Annotated in this window: 8 protein-coding genes, 1 tRNA gene and 1 pseudogene; 5 read left to right on the top strand and 5 right to left on the bottom strand. The window is 59.1% G+C overall.

Annotation, left to right across the window (positions count from 1 at the left end; genetic code table 11):
- The 3 genes and pseudogenes from AB5Y85_RS13145 to fdhF form a co-directional block, all read left to right on the top strand.
- Positions 1-120: pseudogene (locus tag AB5Y85_RS13145) on the top strand (IS1595 family transposase); the annotation flags it as partial.
- 154 nt (positions 121-274) lie between these two features.
- Positions 275-5,473, top strand: coding sequence for a RecQ family ATP-dependent DNA helicase (locus AB5Y85_RS13140; RefSeq protein ID WP_101531401.1), 5,199 nt, complete (start codon positions 275-277; stop codon positions 5,471-5,473).
- A gap of 414 nt (positions 5,474-5,887) precedes the next feature.
- Positions 5,888-10,054, top strand: coding sequence for a formate dehydrogenase subunit alpha (gene fdhF, locus AB5Y85_RS13135; protein ID WP_257687305.1), 4,167 nt, complete (start codon positions 5,888-5,890; stop codon positions 10,052-10,054).
- Between the two features lie 95 nt (positions 10,055-10,149).
- Here fdhF and AB5Y85_RS13130 read toward each other — a convergent pair whose 3' ends face one another.
- From AB5Y85_RS13130 to AB5Y85_RS13120, 3 genes are all read right to left on the bottom strand, one after another.
- On the bottom strand, positions 10,150-11,007 hold the full coding sequence (locus AB5Y85_RS13130) for an aldose 1-epimerase (protein WP_257687304.1): 858 nt from the start codon (positions 11,005-11,007) through the stop codon (positions 10,150-10,152).
- Positions 11,004-12,455 carry a sugar porter family MFS transporter gene (locus AB5Y85_RS13125; protein WP_257687303.1) on the bottom strand — a complete coding sequence of 484 codons (1,452 nt, stop codon included), beginning with the start codon at positions 12,453-12,455 and terminating at the stop codon, positions 11,004-11,006. The genes AB5Y85_RS13130 and AB5Y85_RS13125 overlap by 4 nt, the downstream gene beginning before the upstream one ends.
- 80 nt (positions 12,456-12,535) lie before the next feature.
- Positions 12,536-15,814, bottom strand: a complete 3,279-nt coding sequence (locus tag AB5Y85_RS13120; RefSeq protein ID WP_257687302.1) for a DUF5107 domain-containing protein — start codon at positions 15,812-15,814, stop codon at positions 12,536-12,538.
- A gap of 119 nt (positions 15,815-15,933) precedes the next feature.
- Between AB5Y85_RS13120 and AB5Y85_RS13115 the strand changes: the two genes are divergently transcribed.
- Positions 15,934-17,130 carry an ROK family transcriptional regulator gene (locus tag AB5Y85_RS13115; protein ID WP_227274063.1) on the top strand — a complete coding sequence of 399 codons (1,197 nt, stop codon included), beginning with the start codon at positions 15,934-15,936 and terminating at the stop codon, positions 17,128-17,130.
- A 39-nt stretch (positions 17,131-17,169) separates the two neighbouring features.
- On the opposite strand, the gene AB5Y85_RS13110 is transcribed toward AB5Y85_RS13115, so the two are convergent.
- Together AB5Y85_RS13110 and AB5Y85_RS13105 are read right to left on the bottom strand one after the other, a co-directional pair.
- Positions 17,170-17,245, bottom strand: a tRNA-Thr gene (locus tag AB5Y85_RS13110).
- An 89-nt stretch (positions 17,246-17,334) separates the two neighbouring features.
- Positions 17,335-18,075, bottom strand: a complete 741-nt coding sequence (locus AB5Y85_RS13105; protein WP_257687301.1) for a phosphatase — start codon at positions 18,073-18,075, stop codon at positions 17,335-17,337.
- Between the two features lie 469 nt (positions 18,076-18,544).
- Here AB5Y85_RS13105 and AB5Y85_RS13100 point away from each other — a divergent pair.
- Positions 18,545-18,973: TetR/AcrR family transcriptional regulator (locus AB5Y85_RS13100; protein WP_368221548.1), on the top strand; the 429-nt coding region annotated here is incomplete at its 3' end.

Raw genomic sequence — 18,973 nt, 5'->3', positions numbered from 1 at the left:
TACCTGAAGAACTACCTGGGTTGGCGCAGGATGCTGGAGCGTTACGGAAAAGGCGTAAATATCAAAGCATGTTTGCATGAGGCGCTGGGGCGCCCCATGCAACACGTAATTGGGACATAGCCTTACAAAACCGGGTGTCCGCCAAAAGAACCGCGGCCAGAGGGCTCTGAATGATGCCACCATTCAACATTTCGGGTAATATTCGGCCAACTCACTGATCTCTTGGCACTTATTATCGCCATGAGAGTTCAACGCCAGATGGAGATGGCTATTAATGAACTCGACTGATGTCGTGACCCTGTTTGGGGATGACAAAATTCTTTCTTTTGACCTTGAACTGACCCGGGATGAAAAACTCCGTCATCTGGGGGCCCTCCTGGCTGGTCGTGAACTCAATCTCAAGGGCCCGCAGGATCTCGCACTCAAGGAGTTAAATGCGCTGGCACAAGGGGCGGATGTGATCCTTGGTCACAATATTCTCGATTTTGATCTCCCCTGGTTGGCCAAACAGGCTGTACGCCCTCAGTTACTTCTCGAAAAGCCGGTAATAGATACCCTCTATCTATCTCCCCTTGCCTTTCCCAAAAACCCCTATCACCGCTTGGTCAAGGATTACAAACTGGTTCGGGATACCCTCAATGATCCGGTCGCGGATGCAAGGCTCGCATTGCAGATTTTCTCGGAACAGCTGATAGCACTACAAGCCTTACCCCTGTCCCAATTGCAGCTTTATCAATATCTGTTCGACCAGGGAGTCATGGCGCAATTTAACACTCAGGGTCTGTCACTGGTGTTTGCCAGACTGACAGGCCGCCCGCCAGTGCGGGTCTCGGAGCTACCCACTCTCATCAAGAGCATTGCCCATGAGAAAGCGTGCCCCAATCAGCTCAACCGAGTGATTGGTGATGCCCTGCGTCAACCCATGCTGTTGTTACCATTGGCTTATGCCTGCGCCTGGTTGCCCGTGTCCGGCGGGAACTCCGTGTTGCCCCCCTGGATTTGGCGCCGCTTCCCCCAGACTGCAGAGATCATTCACACAGTTCGTGAACGTCACTGCGGTCATGCTGACTGCAGCTACTGCCAGGAGAACCACGACGCACGCCGCCATCTGCAGCGAATTTTCGAGCTCGACAACTTCCGCAACCTGCCTGATGGGACACCATTGCAGAAGACCTTGATCGAGGAAGCCATGGCTGGCGTCGCACTGCTCGGCATACTCCCTACCAGCGGCGGCAAGTCGCTCTGCTACCAGCTCCCGGCACTGGTGCGCAACCAGCGCAGTGGTGCGCTAACTGTGGTGATCTCCCCTCTGCAGGCACTGATGAAGGATCAGGTGGACAACCTTAAACACAAGGCCGGTATTGAAGGGGTTGCCGCTATCTCGGGGCTGCTGACGCTACCAGAGCGAGGCGCGATTCTTGAACAGATCCGCATGGGGGATATCGCCTTGCTCTATATCTCCCCCGAGCAGTTGCGCAACCGCACAGTCAAACAAGCAATACGACAACGTCAAATCGGTGGCTGGGTATTTGACGAAGCGCACTGCCTGTCGAAATGGGGACATGATTTTCGCCCTGACTATCTCTACTGCGCCAAGGCCATCGCCACAATTGCCAAGGAACAGCAGGTCCCCATGCCTCCTGTCTTCTGCTATACCGCGACCGCCAAACCGGATGTGATTGAGGATATTTGCGCCCAGTTTCTCGATAAACAGCCCCGACCTCTTCTCAGACTGGAAGGCGGGGTTGAACGTACCAACCTCGAATATGCCGTCGTTGAGTGTCCCGGTCTCAATAAACAGGGCCATATCCTTAACCTGCTCGAGCAGTTCTTTGGTGAGGAAAAGCCCGGATCCTGCGTTATCTACTGCGCAACGAAGCGCAGCGTGGACGAGCTGACCGATTTCCTCGGTCAGCAACAATCCCTCCCTGTCTCGCGCTTTTACGCCCGAATGGACAGTGCACAGAAAAAAGCGACTCTCGAACAATTTATCAATGGCGAGATCCGGGTCATCTGCGCGACTAACGCCTTCGGGATGGGGATCGACAAGGATGATGTGCGTTTGGTGATCCATGCCGATATCCCTGGCTCCCTCGAAAACTATCTACAGGAAGCGGGACGAGCGGGACGCGATACAGCACAAGCTCACTGCGTATTGCTGTTTGATGAACAGGATATCGAGAAACAGTTCCAGCTCGAGGCCATGAGTGAAGTCAGCCTGCGCGATATCAAACAGATCCTGCGCGGAATAAGACTCAGGGCCAGCAAAGGAGGCAAGCAGGATAACAACTCGCCACTGGTCGCCACCAGTGCAGAGCTTATCAACCAGCCAGAGGTGGAAACCAGCTTCGCTGCCGATGACAGCAATGCGGATACCAAGGTCAAGACAGCTATTGCCTGGCTCGAACGAGCGGGCTATCTGGAGCGTAGCGACAACATCACTCAGGTTTTTCAGGGGCGCCCTCTGTTTGCTTCCACCGAGGAGGCGATGAAAAGGGTAGAGAGTCTGAAGCTGGCGCCCAAGGCCAAAGCCATATGGCAAGCGGTTATCCAGGCGCTGATGAGTGCTGCCGACGATGATGGTCTCAGTGCCGATGCCATTGCCGAAGAGGCAGGCCAATACATGGCCGATCACGGAAGTGGAGTTCAGGCCAGTGAAGTGATGCGGGTACTCACCCAGATGGCGGATGTCGGTCTGCTCTCTCAGGGGATGTTACTGACTACCTGGCTTCGCCCCAAAGGAAGAGACAATGCCCGGGTGCTCTGCGGGCAAGTACACAGCATTGAAAAGGCGATGCTGGACATCTTGCGTGAAAAAGAACCCGAACCTGATACAGGGCAAGGGCTGACCTTTAACATTCGACTGGTCAATCAGGCCATCAAAGATCTGGGGCATGAGCGGTGTAACCCTGGCTTGCTGCGCAATTTGCTGACCAGCTGGGCCCAGGATGGTCGCTCGGGGGGCGAGAAAGGCTCCATTGATGTCAAATATCTCTCTCGGGATCTTTACCAACTCACCTTCAACCGAACCTGGTCCCAGATTGAGCAGACAATTGATCAACGCCATCGCGTCACAGGCGCCACCCTCGATTTTCTCTACACCCTGTTGGCAAGCAGCGAAGAGAGTGTCCAGCGCCAGGTAATGCTGTCATTTGCCCTGGAACAACTGGTCAAATACCTGCGAGAAGACATGGATGTGGCTCAGCTCATGAACAAGCGGGAGGCAAGCAGCCACCAGGAGTGGTTGCTCAAAGGAGCAGAGCGGGCACTGCTCTACCTGCATGAGCAACACGCCATCGTGCTGCAAAATGGTCTTGCCGTGTTCCGAAGCGCCATGACCCTCACTCTGACGGCTGAGCGGCAGCAACAATACAACAAGGCAGACTATCAGCCGCTTGAGCATCACTATCGCCAGAAGGTGATTCAGATCCATGTGATGAATGAATACGCCCGCATCAGCCTGGAGCACTTCAAGAAAGCCAAAAAGCTGGTGACAGACTACTTCTCCATGGAAGCTGACAAGTTCCTCGGTCACTACTTCAAAGGGCGCAACAAAATCCTGGAGCTGGCGACCAGCGAACACTCCTGGAAGCGCATTGTCGAAGATCTTCACAACCGTGCCCAGGAGCAGATCGTTCAGGCACCGCCCGAGCAAAACTTGCTGGTACTGGCAGGCCCGGGGTCAGGCAAGAGCAAGGTGATTATTCACCGCTGCGCCTATCTGATGCGGGTCAAGCAGATCTCCCCATCGCGGATCATGTTGCTCTGTTACAACCATAATGCGGCGATGTCCCTGCGCCGACGCCTGACCGAGTTGCTGGGGCGTGACGGAGCACGGGTCTCGGTATTCACCTTTCACGGTCTCGCGATGAGCCTGACAGGCAATCCGGTGCAAAACCGGACATCCGACGATATCGACTTTACCACCATCATTGATGACGCAATCAAGCTGCTCCGGGGAGAGCAGAACCAGCTTGGTCTCGAATTGGAAGAGCAGCGGGAAAAGCTGCTCGGTGGACTGCAATTTCTGCTCGTCGACGAGTATCAGGACATTGATGAACAACAGTACCAGCTTATCGCGGCACTGGTGGGCAAAAGCGAAGAGGATGAGGAGGCCCGACTGCATCTGATGGCTGTGGGTGATGATGACCAATCGATCTACGCCTTTCGCGACGCGAACGTCAGCTTTATTCGCCGCTTTGAGCAAGACTACAACGCCCAGACTCACTTCCTGACCTGGAACTATCGTTCCACCGCCCACATCATCGAGACCTCCAACCGCCTGATTGAGCACAATCAGGATCGCATGAAGCGTACACATCCCATCGAGATCGACGACAGGCGCAAGATGGAAGTGGCTGGGGGGCACTGGGAGGGGATGGAGACAGCACAGGGTCGCGTCATCATCCAGCAGTGCCAGGATGCAGCCCAACAGGCAGCCGAGGTCGTGAGACATATCGCGCTTATCCGTGAGAAGACTCCCACTTGCCCGCTGGAATCTATCGCCGTGCTGGCCCGTAATGGGCTAGAGAAGGAGGAACTGGCCTGGGTTCGCTCGGCGCTGGCAGATGCCGATATTCCCTGTCGTTTTACTCTGGATAAAGAGAACGGTTTTCCTGTGCATCGCTGCCGTGAAATCTTGCGCTATCAGAATTGGCTACAACAGCAAGGTCATGCCCTGCTGACAGCGGAGCAACTTGCAGCCCCTCTCCCTCCACTCTCACTGGCCAACCGTTGGGAGGAGCTACTGCACAATCTGATTGCTCAATGGCAAGCCAGCCAGGGAGAGCACGCTCTTTCTGCCCACCACTTCCTGATGTTCCTCTACGAGTATTTGAGCGAGCAAAAGCGCCAGATCCGCTTCGGTAAAGGAGTATTGTTAAGTACGGTACATGGGGTTAAGGGGGAGGAGTATCGCCATGTGATACTGCTCGACGGCGGCTGGCAACGCGTAGCGGAGCTATCGAACTGTAACCTGGAAGAGGAGCGGCGTCTCTTCTATGTGGGGATGACACGTGCTATCGAAAGGCTGGTTCTCATGGCTCGCCACGATCAACGTAATCCCCATATTCCACTGATCGCCTCCCAGTGCTACGTGCAGAGACCTAACGCAACCCGACCGGACAGACAACGTCGTTTCGCCATGATGGGTATGTCGCAACTGGTGTTGGGATATGCCGGACGCAGCAACGAGACTCATCGTATCCACCACCTGCTCAGTCAGATAAAGGTTGGCGATGCCGTACGTATCGCGCCAGATAAAAACAACAAGCTGCATGTTTATCACCAGAATCACGAAATAGCCCGCCTCTCTCAGTTGGGCGAAGAGACCTGGAAATTCAACATGAATACCATTCGTGAAGCCCGCGTGGTAGCCCTGGTAGAACGGCGCAAAGAACAGGAAAAAGAAGAGTATCAGACACAGATGTGCAGCGAGCGCTGGGAGATCCCTATCGTTGAGCTGGAGTTGTAGTATCGGGACACAGTACGGTTAAACGGAGACCTGAAGCAGCTCTGTCATCAGATGGCCTGCTCATGTTGCGTTGACCCCCTACTGCCACCAAAACGAAAGTTGCCTATTTTAGGAGGTCCCTGATCGTGCCATCACGATTAACCACCACATTACACATCCAGCTCAAGGCGGCTTTAATGGCCATCAAACTGCTGGCAATGTCATGTGTTAACTCGAGATTGCTAGCCAACCCCCAGAGCGCCCGGCACCAGAGAAATCGTTTTCTTTTTAGACAAATAATCTGAGTTAAATCAAATAACGTTGTGAATGACCTTTGCTATGGTGAGGAAATAGCAAGCGGCCTCCCTGTCGCTTCCCCTGCTGGCTCCGCCAGATGCAGCATTTTCTGCGCCTTGAAAGCGAGTTTATGACGCCATGATCACCATCACCCTCGATGGGGCTCAGTTGACGGTTGACCCGACCAGAACCCTGCTCCAGATAGCCAAACAGCACCAGACTGATATCCCCTCCCTGTGCGGTGACAACACCAGCGGCCCCAAGACACCCTGCAATCTCTGCGTGGTCGAGATTGCCGGTCTCGGCATCCGGCGCGCCTGCGAGACGCGCCCCGAGGCAGGGATGGTGATCACCAGCCAAAGCGATGCCCTGCGCGCCCACCGCCAGCAGGCGCTCGGCCGCATCCTCGCAGATCACTACGCCGATTGCGAAGCCCCCTGCCAGCGCGCCTGTCCGGCCGGGGTGGACATTCAATCCTATCTGCATCACATCGCCATGGGGGATCACGAAGCGGCCATGGCCGTCATCAAGCAGACCCTGCCGATGCCCCTCTCCATCGGCCGGGTCTGCCCCGCCTTTTGTGAGGCACAGTGCCGCCGCGCCTTGGTAGATGAACCGCTGGCCATTCGTCAGCTCAAGCGTCACGCCGCCGATCTCGATCTGGCCGAGATTGCCCCCTATCAACCGGCAAAGAAGCCCGCCAAGGGCAAGCGGGTGGCCATTATCGGCAGCGGCCCGGGCGGCCTCACCTGCGGTTACTATCTGGGTTACGAGGGGTTCGAGGTCGATCTGTTCGAGGCGATGCCCGAAGCGGGTGGCTGGCTGCGCTACGGCATCCCCGAATACCGGCTGCCCAAGGCGATTCTCGATCAGGAGATTGCATTGATGTGCCAGAGTGGCATGCGGATCCACACCAGGCAGCGACTGGGCCACCAGATCACCCTCTCGGCGCTGTACCGCGACTATGATGCGGTCTGTCTGGCGGTTGGCGCTTCCAAGGCGGTGCCGATGGATTACCCGGGCAGCACCCTGGCCGGTTGTTATCTCGGGGTCGATTACCTCAAGGATCGGATGCTAGCCAAGCGGCTCACCACCGGCAATAGGGTTGCGGTGATCGGGGGTGGTAATACCGCCATCGACTGCGCCCGCACGGCGGTCAGGCTGGGGGCTGAAACCACCCTTATCTATCGCCGCACACGCGCCGAGATGCCCGCCGAAGCGTACGAAATCGACGAGGCGGAGCACGAAGGGGTGCGCTTTTTGATGCTCACCAATCCGGTTGAGAATCTGCCGGATAGCTGTGGTCGCGTCTGTCAGGTGCGCCTCGAGAAGATGGCTCTCGGCGAGCCGGACGCCTCCGGTCGCCGCCGCCCTGAGCCCACCGGCGAGTTCTTCCTTGAAGAGTTTGATACCGTGATTGCGGCAGTGTCGCAGCAGCCGGATCTCAGCTTTATGGAAGGGGAATCCCTCACCCTCCCCTTCACCCGCTGGCAGACTTTAGAGTCCCACCCCGAGACCATGCACAGCGGCCACGGCAACCTGTTCGCCATCGGCGATCTGCGCCGCGGGCCAGCCACCGCCATCGAGGCGGTCGCCGATGGTCGCAAGGCCGCGCTGGCCATCGATCAGTTCCTTCACGGTGACATGATCGATCCGGTTCGCCCCTTCAACGCCTGCAAGGCTCCCACACTCAAGCAGGTCGATCCCGCCCAGTTTGCTCACCTGAAAAAAATCGCCCGCAGCATCATGCCCCATCTGGCAGAGCAGGATCGCGAGGGCAGCTTTGCCGAGGTGGAGCGCGGTTTGAACGATGCCGATGCCCGCAGTGAGGCCAGCCGCTGCCTCGAGTGCGGCTGTCAGGCCAACACCGATTGTGCTCTACGCGACTACGCCACCGAATACAAGGTCGAGCAGAGCGCTCTCGATACCAGCCAGTGCCAGAAGTTTGCAGTGGATAACAGCAGCGAATTTATCGTGTTCGATGCCAACCGCTGCATTGGCTGCGGCCAGTGCGTGCAGGCCTGTGGTGAGCAGGCGGTGCAGGGGGTGCTGCGCTTTGCCAAAAACAACGATGGTACCCTCTCGAACCGGCCGCAGTTCGACACGGGACTCTCGATGGGCGACTCCCACTGCGTGCAGTGCGGTGCCTGTGTACAGGTCTGCCCCACCGGCGCCTTGGTGGATGCCCGCGACAAGTCGCAGGGGCGCACCGAACTGCTCACGCCGGTCAATACCATCTGCACCTACTGCGGGGTCGGCTGCGGTGTCACCCTCTATGTCGATGAGGCGCACAACCGCATCCGCTATGTGGAGGGAAATCGCAACTCGCCGGTCAATCAAGGGCTGCTCTGCGTCAAGGGACGCTTCGGCTTTGACTTTATCCAGAGCGAGGAGCGCCTCACCACACCGCTCATCCGCAAGGATGGCAAGCTGGTGCCCGCCAGCTGGCAGGAGGCCATCGCCCTGGTGGCCGAGCGTTTCACCGCCCTGCGCCAGCGCTATGGCAGCGATGCACTGGCGGGTTTCTCGTCGGCCAAAACCACCAACGAAGAGAACTACCTGTTTCAGAAGTTCATGCGCCGGGAGCTTGGCACCAACAACGTGGATCACTGCGCGCGGCTCTGCCACGCCTCCACCGTCACCGGGCTGGAAGCGTCACTTGGCAGCGGCGCCATGACCAACGACATCCCGAGCATTGATCACTCGGATCTTATCTTCATCATCGGCTCCGACACCTCGGCGGCTCACCCCATCATCGGCTCCCATATCAAGCGGGCCGTCACCATGGGCAAGGCGCGGCTGGTAGTGGCCGATCCGAAACGGATCGAGATGGCCGACCATGCCAGCCTCTATCTGGCCCACCGCCCCGGCACCGACGTGATGCTGCTCAACGGCCTGATGCAGCAGATCATCCAGCACGGCTGGCATGACAAGGCCTATATCGCCGAGCGGGTGGAAGGGTTCGAGGCATTGCAAGCGGAGGTGCTCTCCCCCGCCTATGCACCAGACAAGGTGGCCCTCGTCACCGGCGTGACGGCCAAGCAGGTGATTGAGCTCGCCCACCTCATCGGCACCGCCGAACGCACCGCCATCTACTACTCCATGGGGATCACCCAGCACACCACCGGCCACGACAACGTGCGCGCCATCGCCAACCTGCAACTGCTGTGCGGCAACATCGGCATTGAGGGGGGTGGCATCAACCCGCTGCGGGGCCAATCCAACGTGCAGGGCGCCTGTGACATGGGGGCGCTGCCCAACTGCCTGCCCGGCTATCAGAAGGTGGCCAACCCCGAGGTGCATGCCCGCTTCGTGGCAGCCTGGCAGCAGCCAGACTTGCCGCGCACGCCCGGCCTCACTCTTACCGAGACCATCGATGCCGCCTGCGCGGGCAGCATCAAGGGGCTCTACGTGATGGGAGAGAACCCGGTGCTGAGCGATCCGGATCAGCACCACGTCATCGAAGGGCTCAAGCAGCTGGAGTTTCTGGTGGTGCAGGATATCTTCCTCTCGGAAACTGCCCAGCTCGCCGATGTGGTGCTCCCCTCCTGCTCCTTTGCCGAGAAGAGCGGCCACTTCACCAACACCGAGCGGCGAGTTCAGCGCATCTCCCCCGCCCTCAAGGCACCGGGCGACGCGCGGGAGGACTGGTGGATCATCCAGCAGATCGCCAACGCCATGGGGGGCGACTGGCACTATCAAAACCCGCAGGAGATCACCGCCGAGATCTGCCAAGTCACCCCGCAATACGCCGGCATCCAGTGGGACAAGGTTGGAGCACAAGGGCTGCAGTGGCCCTGCAACGACGCGGCGCCCGAAGGCACTCGCCTGCTCCACGGCAAGCAGTTCACCCGTGGCAAGGGGGAGATGGTCGCCACCCCGTTCCGCTATGCCGCCGAACTGCCCGATGAGACCTATCCCATCGTGCTCACCACCGGCCGCCTGCTGGAGCAGTTCCACACCGGCACCATGACCCGCAAGACCAAGGGGCTCGACAAGCTGGCCGGGCCGCGGGTGATGATGAGCGTGGCGGACGCCGAGCGGATGGGGATCAGCAACAGCGAGCGGGTCAAAGTCACCAGCCGCCGCGGCCATATCGAACTGCCCGCCTTCGTCACCAAGCGGATGCAGCCGGGTGTAGTCTTTATCCCGTTCCACTTCGCCGAAGCCCCGGCCAACCGGCTCACCATCAATGCCACCGACCCCCACGCCAAGATCCCCGAGTTCAAGGTAGCTGCGGTGCGCATCGACAAGCTGACCAGCCAACACACCTCGACACCACAGCCAGAGATGGAGATAGCCTGACCGGAGATCAGGTAACACGCAGGATAATCCGCAATAAAAAGAGCCACCCGACGGGTGGCTCTTTGCGTTCACCAATACCACAAGCCAGATCATTATCAGCCCCCGGACGCCACTGTCAGGGTCATACCGATACTCATGCGGTCACCTCTGGCGAGTAGCCGCAAACCGGGGTGACCGGCCAGGTGGTGGGCATTGGCGGCGTGACTCTGGGGCTCCAGACAGACGAAGCCACTCCCCTCATCGGGCTGATAGAGCATCAGGAAGGCACACTCGCTTGAAACCAGCAGCCGCTGCTGGCGGGCAGGATGGTCAATCTCGGCCTGACCGCGCCAGCCGCCGTAACAGTGGTTGAGCCACCCTTGCGGGCGAGCCCACTGACGAAAGTCGTGGTGGGACGCCAGCCTGCTCGACCAGTCGGTCGGCAGATAATCCGCACCCTCTTGCCAGACGCCGCTCGCCAGAAAACGGATGCGGGTCTGCTCGTCGCGCCAGAAGAAGGGGTGAAAACCCGCGCCGTAGAGACAGGGGCTCTCCCCAAGATGGGTCAGGCTGATCCGCGCCACCAGGCTCGCCCCCTGCAGCCGATAGTCGATCTCCGCAAGATAGTGAAAGGGACCATTCTGGCTGTTGAGCTGCAAAGTCACCGAGCTGTCGGTCAACGCCACCGGTTGCCATTGCTGTAGCCAGCCATCCCCATGCAAAAAGAAATCGGGATCGAGCTCGCTCGCGGGCAATGCACACGCCTCCCCCCACAACTCAAAACGGTTGCCTGCGACCCGGTTGGCCAGCGGCAACATGGGAAACAGCGCGCTCTGGGCGGGATGCCAGGGCTGCGCCGGGTCCGTGTCGCGCAGCAACGGGCGCCCCTGCTCATCCTCCAGCCCCAGCAGACAGGCCCCTTGTGTTGAAACCCGCATCCGAAGATGCGGGTTGCCCAATGTGTAAACTGTCATGCCGAGGCGCTCGCCTTGGTCGGCGTCAGTTCGACCTTGCCCTGGGCCAGTTGGGCTTCCAGTGCCTCCAGCGTCACCCCTTTGGTCTCAGGCACCTTGCGATAGATAAAGATGAGACCGGCAAAACAGATAAGGCCATAGAGCAGGAAGCTGCCCGCAGCCCCCAACCCGGCATTGAGCAGCGGGAAGGTGTAGGTCAGCACGAAGCAGGCGATCCAGAGCGCCAGCGTACCGGCCGACATCGCCAGCCCACGCACCCGATTCGGGAAGATCTCCGAGAGCAGCACCCAAGTGACCGGCGCCAGGGTCAAGGCATAGATGGCGATGGCCGCCAATACCAGCAGCAAAACCGGCAGCCCCAGTACGCCTGTGGCGTAGGCCGCCGCCATCATGCCGTAGATAATGGTCAGTCCCGCCGAGCCAATCAGCATCAGCTTGCGGCGGCCAATCTTGTCCACCATGGGCAGCGCGATCAGGGTAAACAGCAAGTTGATAAGACCGGTGGCGACGATGGATTTGAGGGTGCTGTTGATGTCAAACCCGGCGGAGGCAAAGATCTCCTGCGCATAGTTGAAGATCACGTTGATGCCGCACCACTGCTGGAACACCGCCAGCACAATCCCAATGATGAGGATCGGCCGCACCGAGGGTTTGCCCAGCTCCGCCAGCGAGACCTTGTGGGTCTCGCCCACTAGGGTCTGACGGATATCGGCCAAGGTCTGCTTGGCATAGGCATCCCCGCCAATCTTGCCGAGCATGCGGGAGGCTTTCTCATACTGACCATCTTTGGCCAACCAGCGCGGCGACTCCGGCACGAAGAACATCAACACCAGAAACGCCAGCGCTGGTACCAATTCGGCACCGAACATCCAGCGCCAGCCGGACTGGCCATTCCAGGTCGCCAGAATATCGGCCTGAGTCGCATTGCTCGCCACCGGATCGGCGATCATCAGATTCACCAGCTGAGCCACCAGCACGCCGATGACTATGGTGAGCTGGTTGATGGCAACGAACTTGCCGCGCTTGTTGGCCGGGCTGATCTCGGCGATGTACATGGGCGAGAGCGCAGAGGCCAGGCCGATGCCGATCCCGCCGATGATGCGATAAACCACAAACAGATCGAAGTTGCTGGCCGCAGCCGTGCCCCACGCCGAGATGGTGAAGAGGATGGCGGCTAGGATCAGCGGCTTCTTGCGACCAAAGCGGTCGGCTGACCAGCCGGAGATGGCGGCCCCCAGCACGCAGCCCACCAGCGCAGAGCTCATGGCCCAGCCGGACTGGGCCGGATCCGTGATGGCAAAATAGGCCTCATAGAAGGGCTTGGCCCCGCCAATCACGACCCAGTCATAACCAAACAGCAGGCCACCGCAGGCGGCCACCAAACAGATCATCCAGATGTAGCTCATATTGAGCCCATTCGTATCCAATTGATTTTTCGTGCGTTCCATGACTCATCCTTTCTATCTTGTCGATTGTAGGGTGCAGTGGCGCCCCTCACCGTGGCGGGCGCCGGTTTTTGTTATGAGAGTTATGAGTGGAGTGACAGCTCGCGGCAGATCAGGGCAAAGAGGTGTCCCTTGTCGTGAGCCGGGTTAAGGGTGAGCAGCTCTCGCAAGGTCTGTTCACAACCATCCCGCTGACCCAGCCCCAACAGACCGAGCGCTCTGACCAGCAGACAGTGCTGGCGATGTTTGTGCTGCGGGTCGTCATCCAGCACGATGAGATCCGGCAGTGAGACGGCGAAGAAGTCCGCCTCGACCGACTCGCCCATTGCCTGCTCGGCCCAGCCGACCATCCCTTCAAAGAGACGCTGCGCCTCCGCAACCCGACCAAGATGTGCCAGCGCCATACCCTGATAGAAGAGATAATCCACCGGCTGATCGTTGTAGTAGCGGCTGGCCCCGAGCGATCCTTGGCCGAGGCAGGCAAGTTGCAGGCACTGGGCCGCCAGACTCTGGTTGTCACAGGCCAGATGGCAGAGCGCCAACAGGTAATGGATATCGTTGTCGGTCTGCCCAACCAGACGCCCCTCCCCCAGATTGAGGGGGTAGTGCAACGCCTGTTGCAGCAACGGAATAGCCTGCTCGTGGCGTCCCTGAGTCATCAACGCCAACGCCCGGCGTTGCTGATTAATGAGGTACTGACCGGTCACCTTACCCTCGCCCCCCTCCCAGGGGTGGAATTCGCGCAGCCGCAAGATCTCTGCCGCCGCCTCCAGCTGGCCGGTGATGTGATAGAGGCTGAGCAGTTCAGCGGTCAGGTCGTCGCGCTTGAGGACCACCTCACGATGCGCCTCCAGCAGCGCCAGCCGCTCGGCGGGTGCCATGGCGCAGCGCTTGTGCAGCTGATCCAGTTCAAACAGCAAACGGGCATCATCCGGCTTGAGGGAAAAGGCCCGGCTCAGACACTGCTCGGCCGCCACCGGATCGCCGCTCTTGTTGAAGTGATAGATGCCAAGGTTGCGCCAGGCTGGGGCAAACCCGGGCGCCTGCTCGCACACCTGCTGCCACAGTGCGATAGCTTGCGGGTAGCTGCGCTTGCTGTAGTGGAAGCAGCCCAGCAGGTAGCTGGCAAACCAGCTGTGTGGCAGTTGCGCCAGCATGGCCACCTCGCCAAGGGTATTGGGGAAGCGCACCTTGCGGCCAAAGGCCTGCTCGGCCCGCGCCAGCAGGGCATCCTGCGCCTCACCTTCCGGCAACAATGCAGCCTGGAACAGCAGCGGCAGGGTCTCCTCCACCGGCAGTGTTGAGAGCAGTTGCTGCGCCAGCTCGGGGCGTCCCAATGCCAGCAGATCGCTTGCCAGGAAGCAGAGATTCACCCCGCGCCCGTTGCACAGGGTACGCAGCGCCTCGAGATCGGTCGGCTGCTCGCTTGCCAGCCAGCGCAAGAAGGCCAGCTGATAGTGAAGTGGATAACGAACGCGCTGCTCGTCGATATAAGCGATGGCTGCCTCCTGCTCACCAGACTCCAGCAGCGCCAACCCTTTGAGGGCGATAGCGCCGTAGTGGGTGCCGTTGACGGCAAGACTCTTCTCGACAAATTGCAGTGCCTGCGCGGGATCCCGGCGCACCATGGCGATGCGGGCCAGCCCGAAGAAGCCACTGTCGCGGCAGTTACCGCTCCAGGTCGCCTTGTAGAAGTCATCGAAGGCGGCATCGAACTGCCCCAAACGTTCCTCGATATGGCCACGCAGCAAGCTCGCCTTGCCACACTGGGGGTTCTTGTTGAGGCGATGGGCACGGACCAGCGCCTGATTGACGTAGGTCAGCGCCTGCTCATAGTTGGCGCGGTTGTACTCCAGCGTTGCCAGCGCCAGGTTGCAGCGATAGTCGCCGCCATCGAGCTCCAGAGCCCGCAGGTAGTAATCAAAGGGCGAGCGGCTGGCGTGCAGATACTGCTCAAGATGCTGGCCGATGAAGTAGAGCTCGTCGACCGAGTCGAGATTGACGGCAGGTTCCGGCGCGGTGGCCGGATCCGGCAGGGCTTCGCCTGCGGGCTGATGCTCGAGATAGCTCAGGATCGGCTGGCCCTGCTCATCCAGCAGGCGTACCTGCAAGCGTCCCTCGCTGGTGATGGCCTGCGGCTCAAGCCAGGCCTGACCCGGCTGCAGATCTAGCGTCTGGGTGAACAGCACGCCACTCTCATCACTCACTTCGAAACGGGCGTGGCACAGCGGCGCGATCGCGTAGGCACCGCACAACAGACCGTCCTCGCTACGCTCCAGCTTGATGGCGGCGCGGGTGTTAGCGTTTTGCAGGGTACCGAGGGTGTTGTAGGGCAGGAAGTTCTGCACAAACACCTTCTCCTCCCCCGCATCCAGCCAGGTAAAGTCAGGTTGGTTGTCGGTATAGACCCCGGTCATCAGCTCGATGTAGGGGCCGTTGTCATCGGTCAGGTTGCGATCCCAGGCCAGACCGAAGTCACAGTTGCCCCAGCTCCACTGCTTCTTGCCCGGCGAAACGTGGTGATCCGCCACGTGCAACAGGCCGCCCTGCTCGTCATGGCAGTAGGCGCCGACGAAGTCGTAGTCAGACTTGTCCGCCATATAGGAGGTGGGTACCGGAATATTGCGGTAACGGGAGATATCGACCCCGGCGGAGTAGTCCACCTTGTAGTAGGTGCCGCGGGCGATGGGGAAGGCACTGACGTCGCGCTTGCCGTGGTCATAGACGGCGGTCACATCGGGCGGGAAGACGCTCTGGTGGGCATCGCCCCCTTTCACCGCCGGGTTGGACCACCAGAGGAAGTGGCGCGGCGTGTCGTTGCCGTTGAACACCTTGCCAGTGATCTCGATGAGCGCCTTGTCGGGATAGAGGGTAAACCCCGCCATCACCTGCAGACCACGCATCGGCTCCACCTCGCCGAGCCAGACGGTCTTGGCGCCGCCCTCCCGCTCCGTAATGGTGAAGTCCACCGGCATGAAAGTGGTGGGTCTGTGGTGCTGCGGCCAGTTGAACTCGATGCCGCCGGAAATCCAGGGCCCCACCAGCCCCACCAGCGCCGGTTTGATCACCTCGTTGTAATAGACGAAGTCGCGATTCATCACCTTGTCATAGGCACGGTGGATACGCCCCCCCAGCTCCGGCAGCAGCATCACCTTGATAAAGTCGTTCTCCAGCCAGACCGCCTGATAGGACTTCATCTGCTTCTGGCCGGTGAGGGTGTCGATCACCCCATAGGGATAGACAGCCCCCGAGGAGCCCTGATAGACCCGCTTCTCGAGAAACATGGGGTTGGGATCTTCGGCGCCAACCTCGTAGGTCGGCAGTGAGATGGTCTCTACCCAGACCTTGACATCAGCTCTCATTAATCTCGCCTCACTCAACATTTGTTAGTAAAGTTTTCAGTGAGACCAGATTAGAATGGTTAAACCTGCATTAATTGCTGAAAGATCACGCAATACAGTAAGCGGAGTTTAGTGAAGCGATGAGCATAGGGTTGAACAACCAGAAGGTCCGCCACCACAACAAGCAGGTGCTGCTTGCCCTGCTCTATCAGTTAAAAGAGGCGAGCAAGTCCACCCTGGCGCGCCACTGCGAGCTCTCCATTCCGGCGGTCAGCAAGATCCTTGACGAGTTGGTGGCCGATGGCGCCATCAGCCACAGCGATCAGAACCTCTCCCAGCGCGGCATCAATGGCGGCAGCTACCGCATTGCCAGCGGTCAGGGGGCCATTCTTTGCCTCAATATCAGCCCCACCCATCTGGAGAGCATCCTGGTGGATAACCTGATCACCCCGCTGGATGAATTCAGCGACCAGAAGATTGCCCCGCAAACCCCCGATGAGCTGCTGCACCTGATTGAAGCGCACTACTACCAGCACAAGCGCCGCCACAAGGGACTGGCGATCCGGCTGGCCTTGGCGGTACACGGTCAGGTCAACCCGGCGACCGGGGTATCGCAAACCATGCCGCAAGCACCTTGGCATGCGCCGGTCGAGCTCAAGTACCTGCTGGAGGAGCGGCTGGGTTGCGAGGTGATGGTGGATAACGACTGCATCATGCTGGCGCTGGCCCAGAAGTGGCAGGACCGGGAAGGGAACGGGGATTTTTGCGTCATCAACGTCGATTACGGTATCGGCTCGGCCTTTATCATCAACGACCAGATCTACCGGGGCGCCCTGTTTGGCAGCGGCCAGATAGGGCACACCATCATCAATCCGGACGGCAGCGCCTGTGCATGCGGCCGCTATGGCTGCCTGGAGACAGTCGCCTCGCTGTTTGCCATCAAGAAACGGGCCCGGGTCTTTCTCAAACAACAAGCCAGTGCCGACAACCCAGCGCAGACTGGTGTAGAGCTGGATACCGCCCAACTGCTCACGCTCTACCATCAGGGGGATGCCATGATCCGCGCCCTGGTGGACGAAGGGGCCCGCGCCATTGGCCTGAGCCTCTACAACTTCCTCAATATCCTCAACATCAACCGCATCTGGCTCTATGGCCGCAGCTGCCACTTTGGTGAAACCTGGCTGCAAACGATCGTCAGTCAGACCGGCGCCAACCCGTTCGACTGCAGCGATGCGGTCAACGCCACCCATATCCGTTTCGGCCAGCTCAGCCGCGCCCAGCAGGTGATGGGGATTGGCTATCTCTATGTAGAGCGAGCCTTGGCAAAAGCCATGTAAAAAGGGCAGGTTTCACAAATGAAACCTGCCCTCACGATCTGGTGCCGATAAGGGGAATCGAACTCCTGACCTTCGCATTACGAATGCGCTGCTCTACCAACTGAGCTATACCGGCTTGTTGCTCTCCACATTCATGAAAAATGACCGGCAAGTCAATTGAGCCAGCTCGATTTTATGAGTTGGCTCATGGTGTTAGAGCCCGATTTACAGATCGGCAAACTCGGGGATATGGGTCCGGCCGCGGCTCTCGAGGAAATCGAGCAGGGCGCGGGGGGAGCGCACCAGGATCCGCTCTTGCGGGAAGCCTGCTTCGGTCACCAGACGGTGGCAATGGTCAAAATCGCCAAGGGTAAATGCCACGTGGGAATCAGAGCCGAAAGTGAGATAGGCCCCCAGATCTCGCGCGGCTTCGACTATGGCACGGCAGTTGCCTTCGCTCCCCGGGCGGGAATGAATGAAGGAGGAGTTGTTGATCTCCAGCGCCACCCGATAGTCCGCCGCCGCCTTGACCACCGCCTGAATATCGATTGGAAATGCGGGGTTGCCCGGGTGGCTGATCATATCAACCCGGCCGCTCTTGATGGCGTTGATCATCGCCTGGGTATGGGTTGCCTGATCGCAGGGAGGGAATACCTGCTCATGAAAACCCGCCATGATCATGTCGAGGCGCGACTCATAGCACTCGGGAAAATCGATCTCCCCGTCGAGGTTTTTGATGTTGGCCTCGATACCCCGCAGGATCCCTACCCCATCCACCACTCTTGGCAATATCGGCAAGTTAGCGAAATGCCAGACATGAGGGGCATCGGCCATCTCGGGCCCGTGATCCGTGGTGGCAAACAGCTTGATCCCCTTGGCCCTGGCTATCGGCAGATAGTCGTGGATGGTGCTGTAGGCATGGGTGCTGGCAATGGTGTGAGTGTGGGTATCGACCGGGTACTTCATCTTCTCTCCCCTCATATTTTGAAAGGGCAGCATAGCAAAGAGCGGCAGCTTGGGCCACGCCAGTGCTTGCCACACTTTGTCACAAAATACCGCGAAGCTGACATAGTCTGAGGGGCTCTGGCTGGCATACTGCCCCCGTCGATACATGCCTGAACTCGCATCGACAGTTTGCCGTCAGGATGACGCGAACTCACTTTCCCCACCGTCGCGCCCTGCGGCGGTTTTTTTTGCCTGCAAACCGCAAACAGGTAACAGACGCGCAAAAAAAAGGCCCAACTAGCATGGTGCAGGTTGGGCGAGACTTAATGTTTAATTGCAGTGGCATAGATATAGAGTCCTGCTTTTTGACTAAGTTCCGCCCACTTTGCTTTTTTCATCGAAAAACATTTCGCTAACACTCATTCACATTCCCTTGACACTTCACGTTATGAAACGTACTTTTTAAACATTCGTTTAAGTGAGGTGTCCAGTGAGTAAAATCGATACCAAAAACCGTATTCTCGACGCCGCTGAAGTGCTGTTTGCCGAGCGGGGATTCGCCGATACCTCTTTGCGTCTGATCACCAGCGAGGCCGACGTTAATCTGGCGTCGGTGAACTATCACTTCGGCTCCAAGAAGGAGCTGATCCAGGCGGTGCTCGACCGCTATCTGAGCCTGTTTATGCCCGATCTCGATGCTCGCCTGCGGGTACTGATGGAGCAGGAGCAGCTGACCCTGCTGCAACTGTTTGAAAGCTTTGTAGAGCCACTGATGAAGCTATCGGCGGTGCGAGCCAACGGCCCGGCCATCTTCATGCAGCTGCTGGGGCGCGGCTATATCGACAGCCAGGGCCACCTGCGCCGCTTTATCACCGCCCACTATGGCCCCATTTTGCTGCGGATAACCCAGGCCATCTCC

The organism is Aeromonas sp. R3-1, assembly GCF_040908345.1.
Lineage (GTDB): Bacteria > Pseudomonadota > Gammaproteobacteria > Enterobacterales > Aeromonadaceae > Aeromonas > Aeromonas veronii.
Note: the sequence above shows the minus strand (reverse complement) of the source record. Positions and strands in the feature narration are given on the sequence as shown.

What these genes read in the sequence shown, in the direction of transcription:
- fdhF (WP_257687305.1), top strand. Translation starts at nt 5,888, where the DNA reads ATGATCACCATCACCCTCGATGGGGCTCAGTTGACGGTTGACCCGACC.
- AB5Y85_RS13130 (WP_257687304.1), bottom strand. Translation starts at nt 11,007, where the DNA reads ATGACAGTTTACACATTGGGCAACCCGCATCTTCGGATGCGGGTTTCA.
- AB5Y85_RS13125 (WP_257687303.1), bottom strand. Translation starts at nt 12,455, where the DNA reads ATGGAACGCACGAAAAATCAATTGGATACGAATGGGCTCAATATGAGC.
- AB5Y85_RS13115 (WP_227274063.1), top strand. Translation starts at nt 15,934, where the DNA reads ATGAGCATAGGGTTGAACAACCAGAAGGTCCGCCACCACAACAAGCAG.
- AB5Y85_RS13140 (WP_101531401.1), top strand. Translation starts at nt 275, where the DNA reads ATGAACTCGACTGATGTCGTGACCCTGTTTGGGGATGACAAAATTCTT.
- AB5Y85_RS13105 (WP_257687301.1), bottom strand. Translation starts at nt 18,075, where the DNA reads ATGAAGTACCCGGTCGATACCCACACTCACACCATTGCCAGCACCCAT.
- AB5Y85_RS13120 (WP_257687302.1), bottom strand. Translation starts at nt 15,814, where the DNA reads ATGAGAGCTGATGTCAAGGTCTGGGTAGAGACCATCTCACTGCCGACC.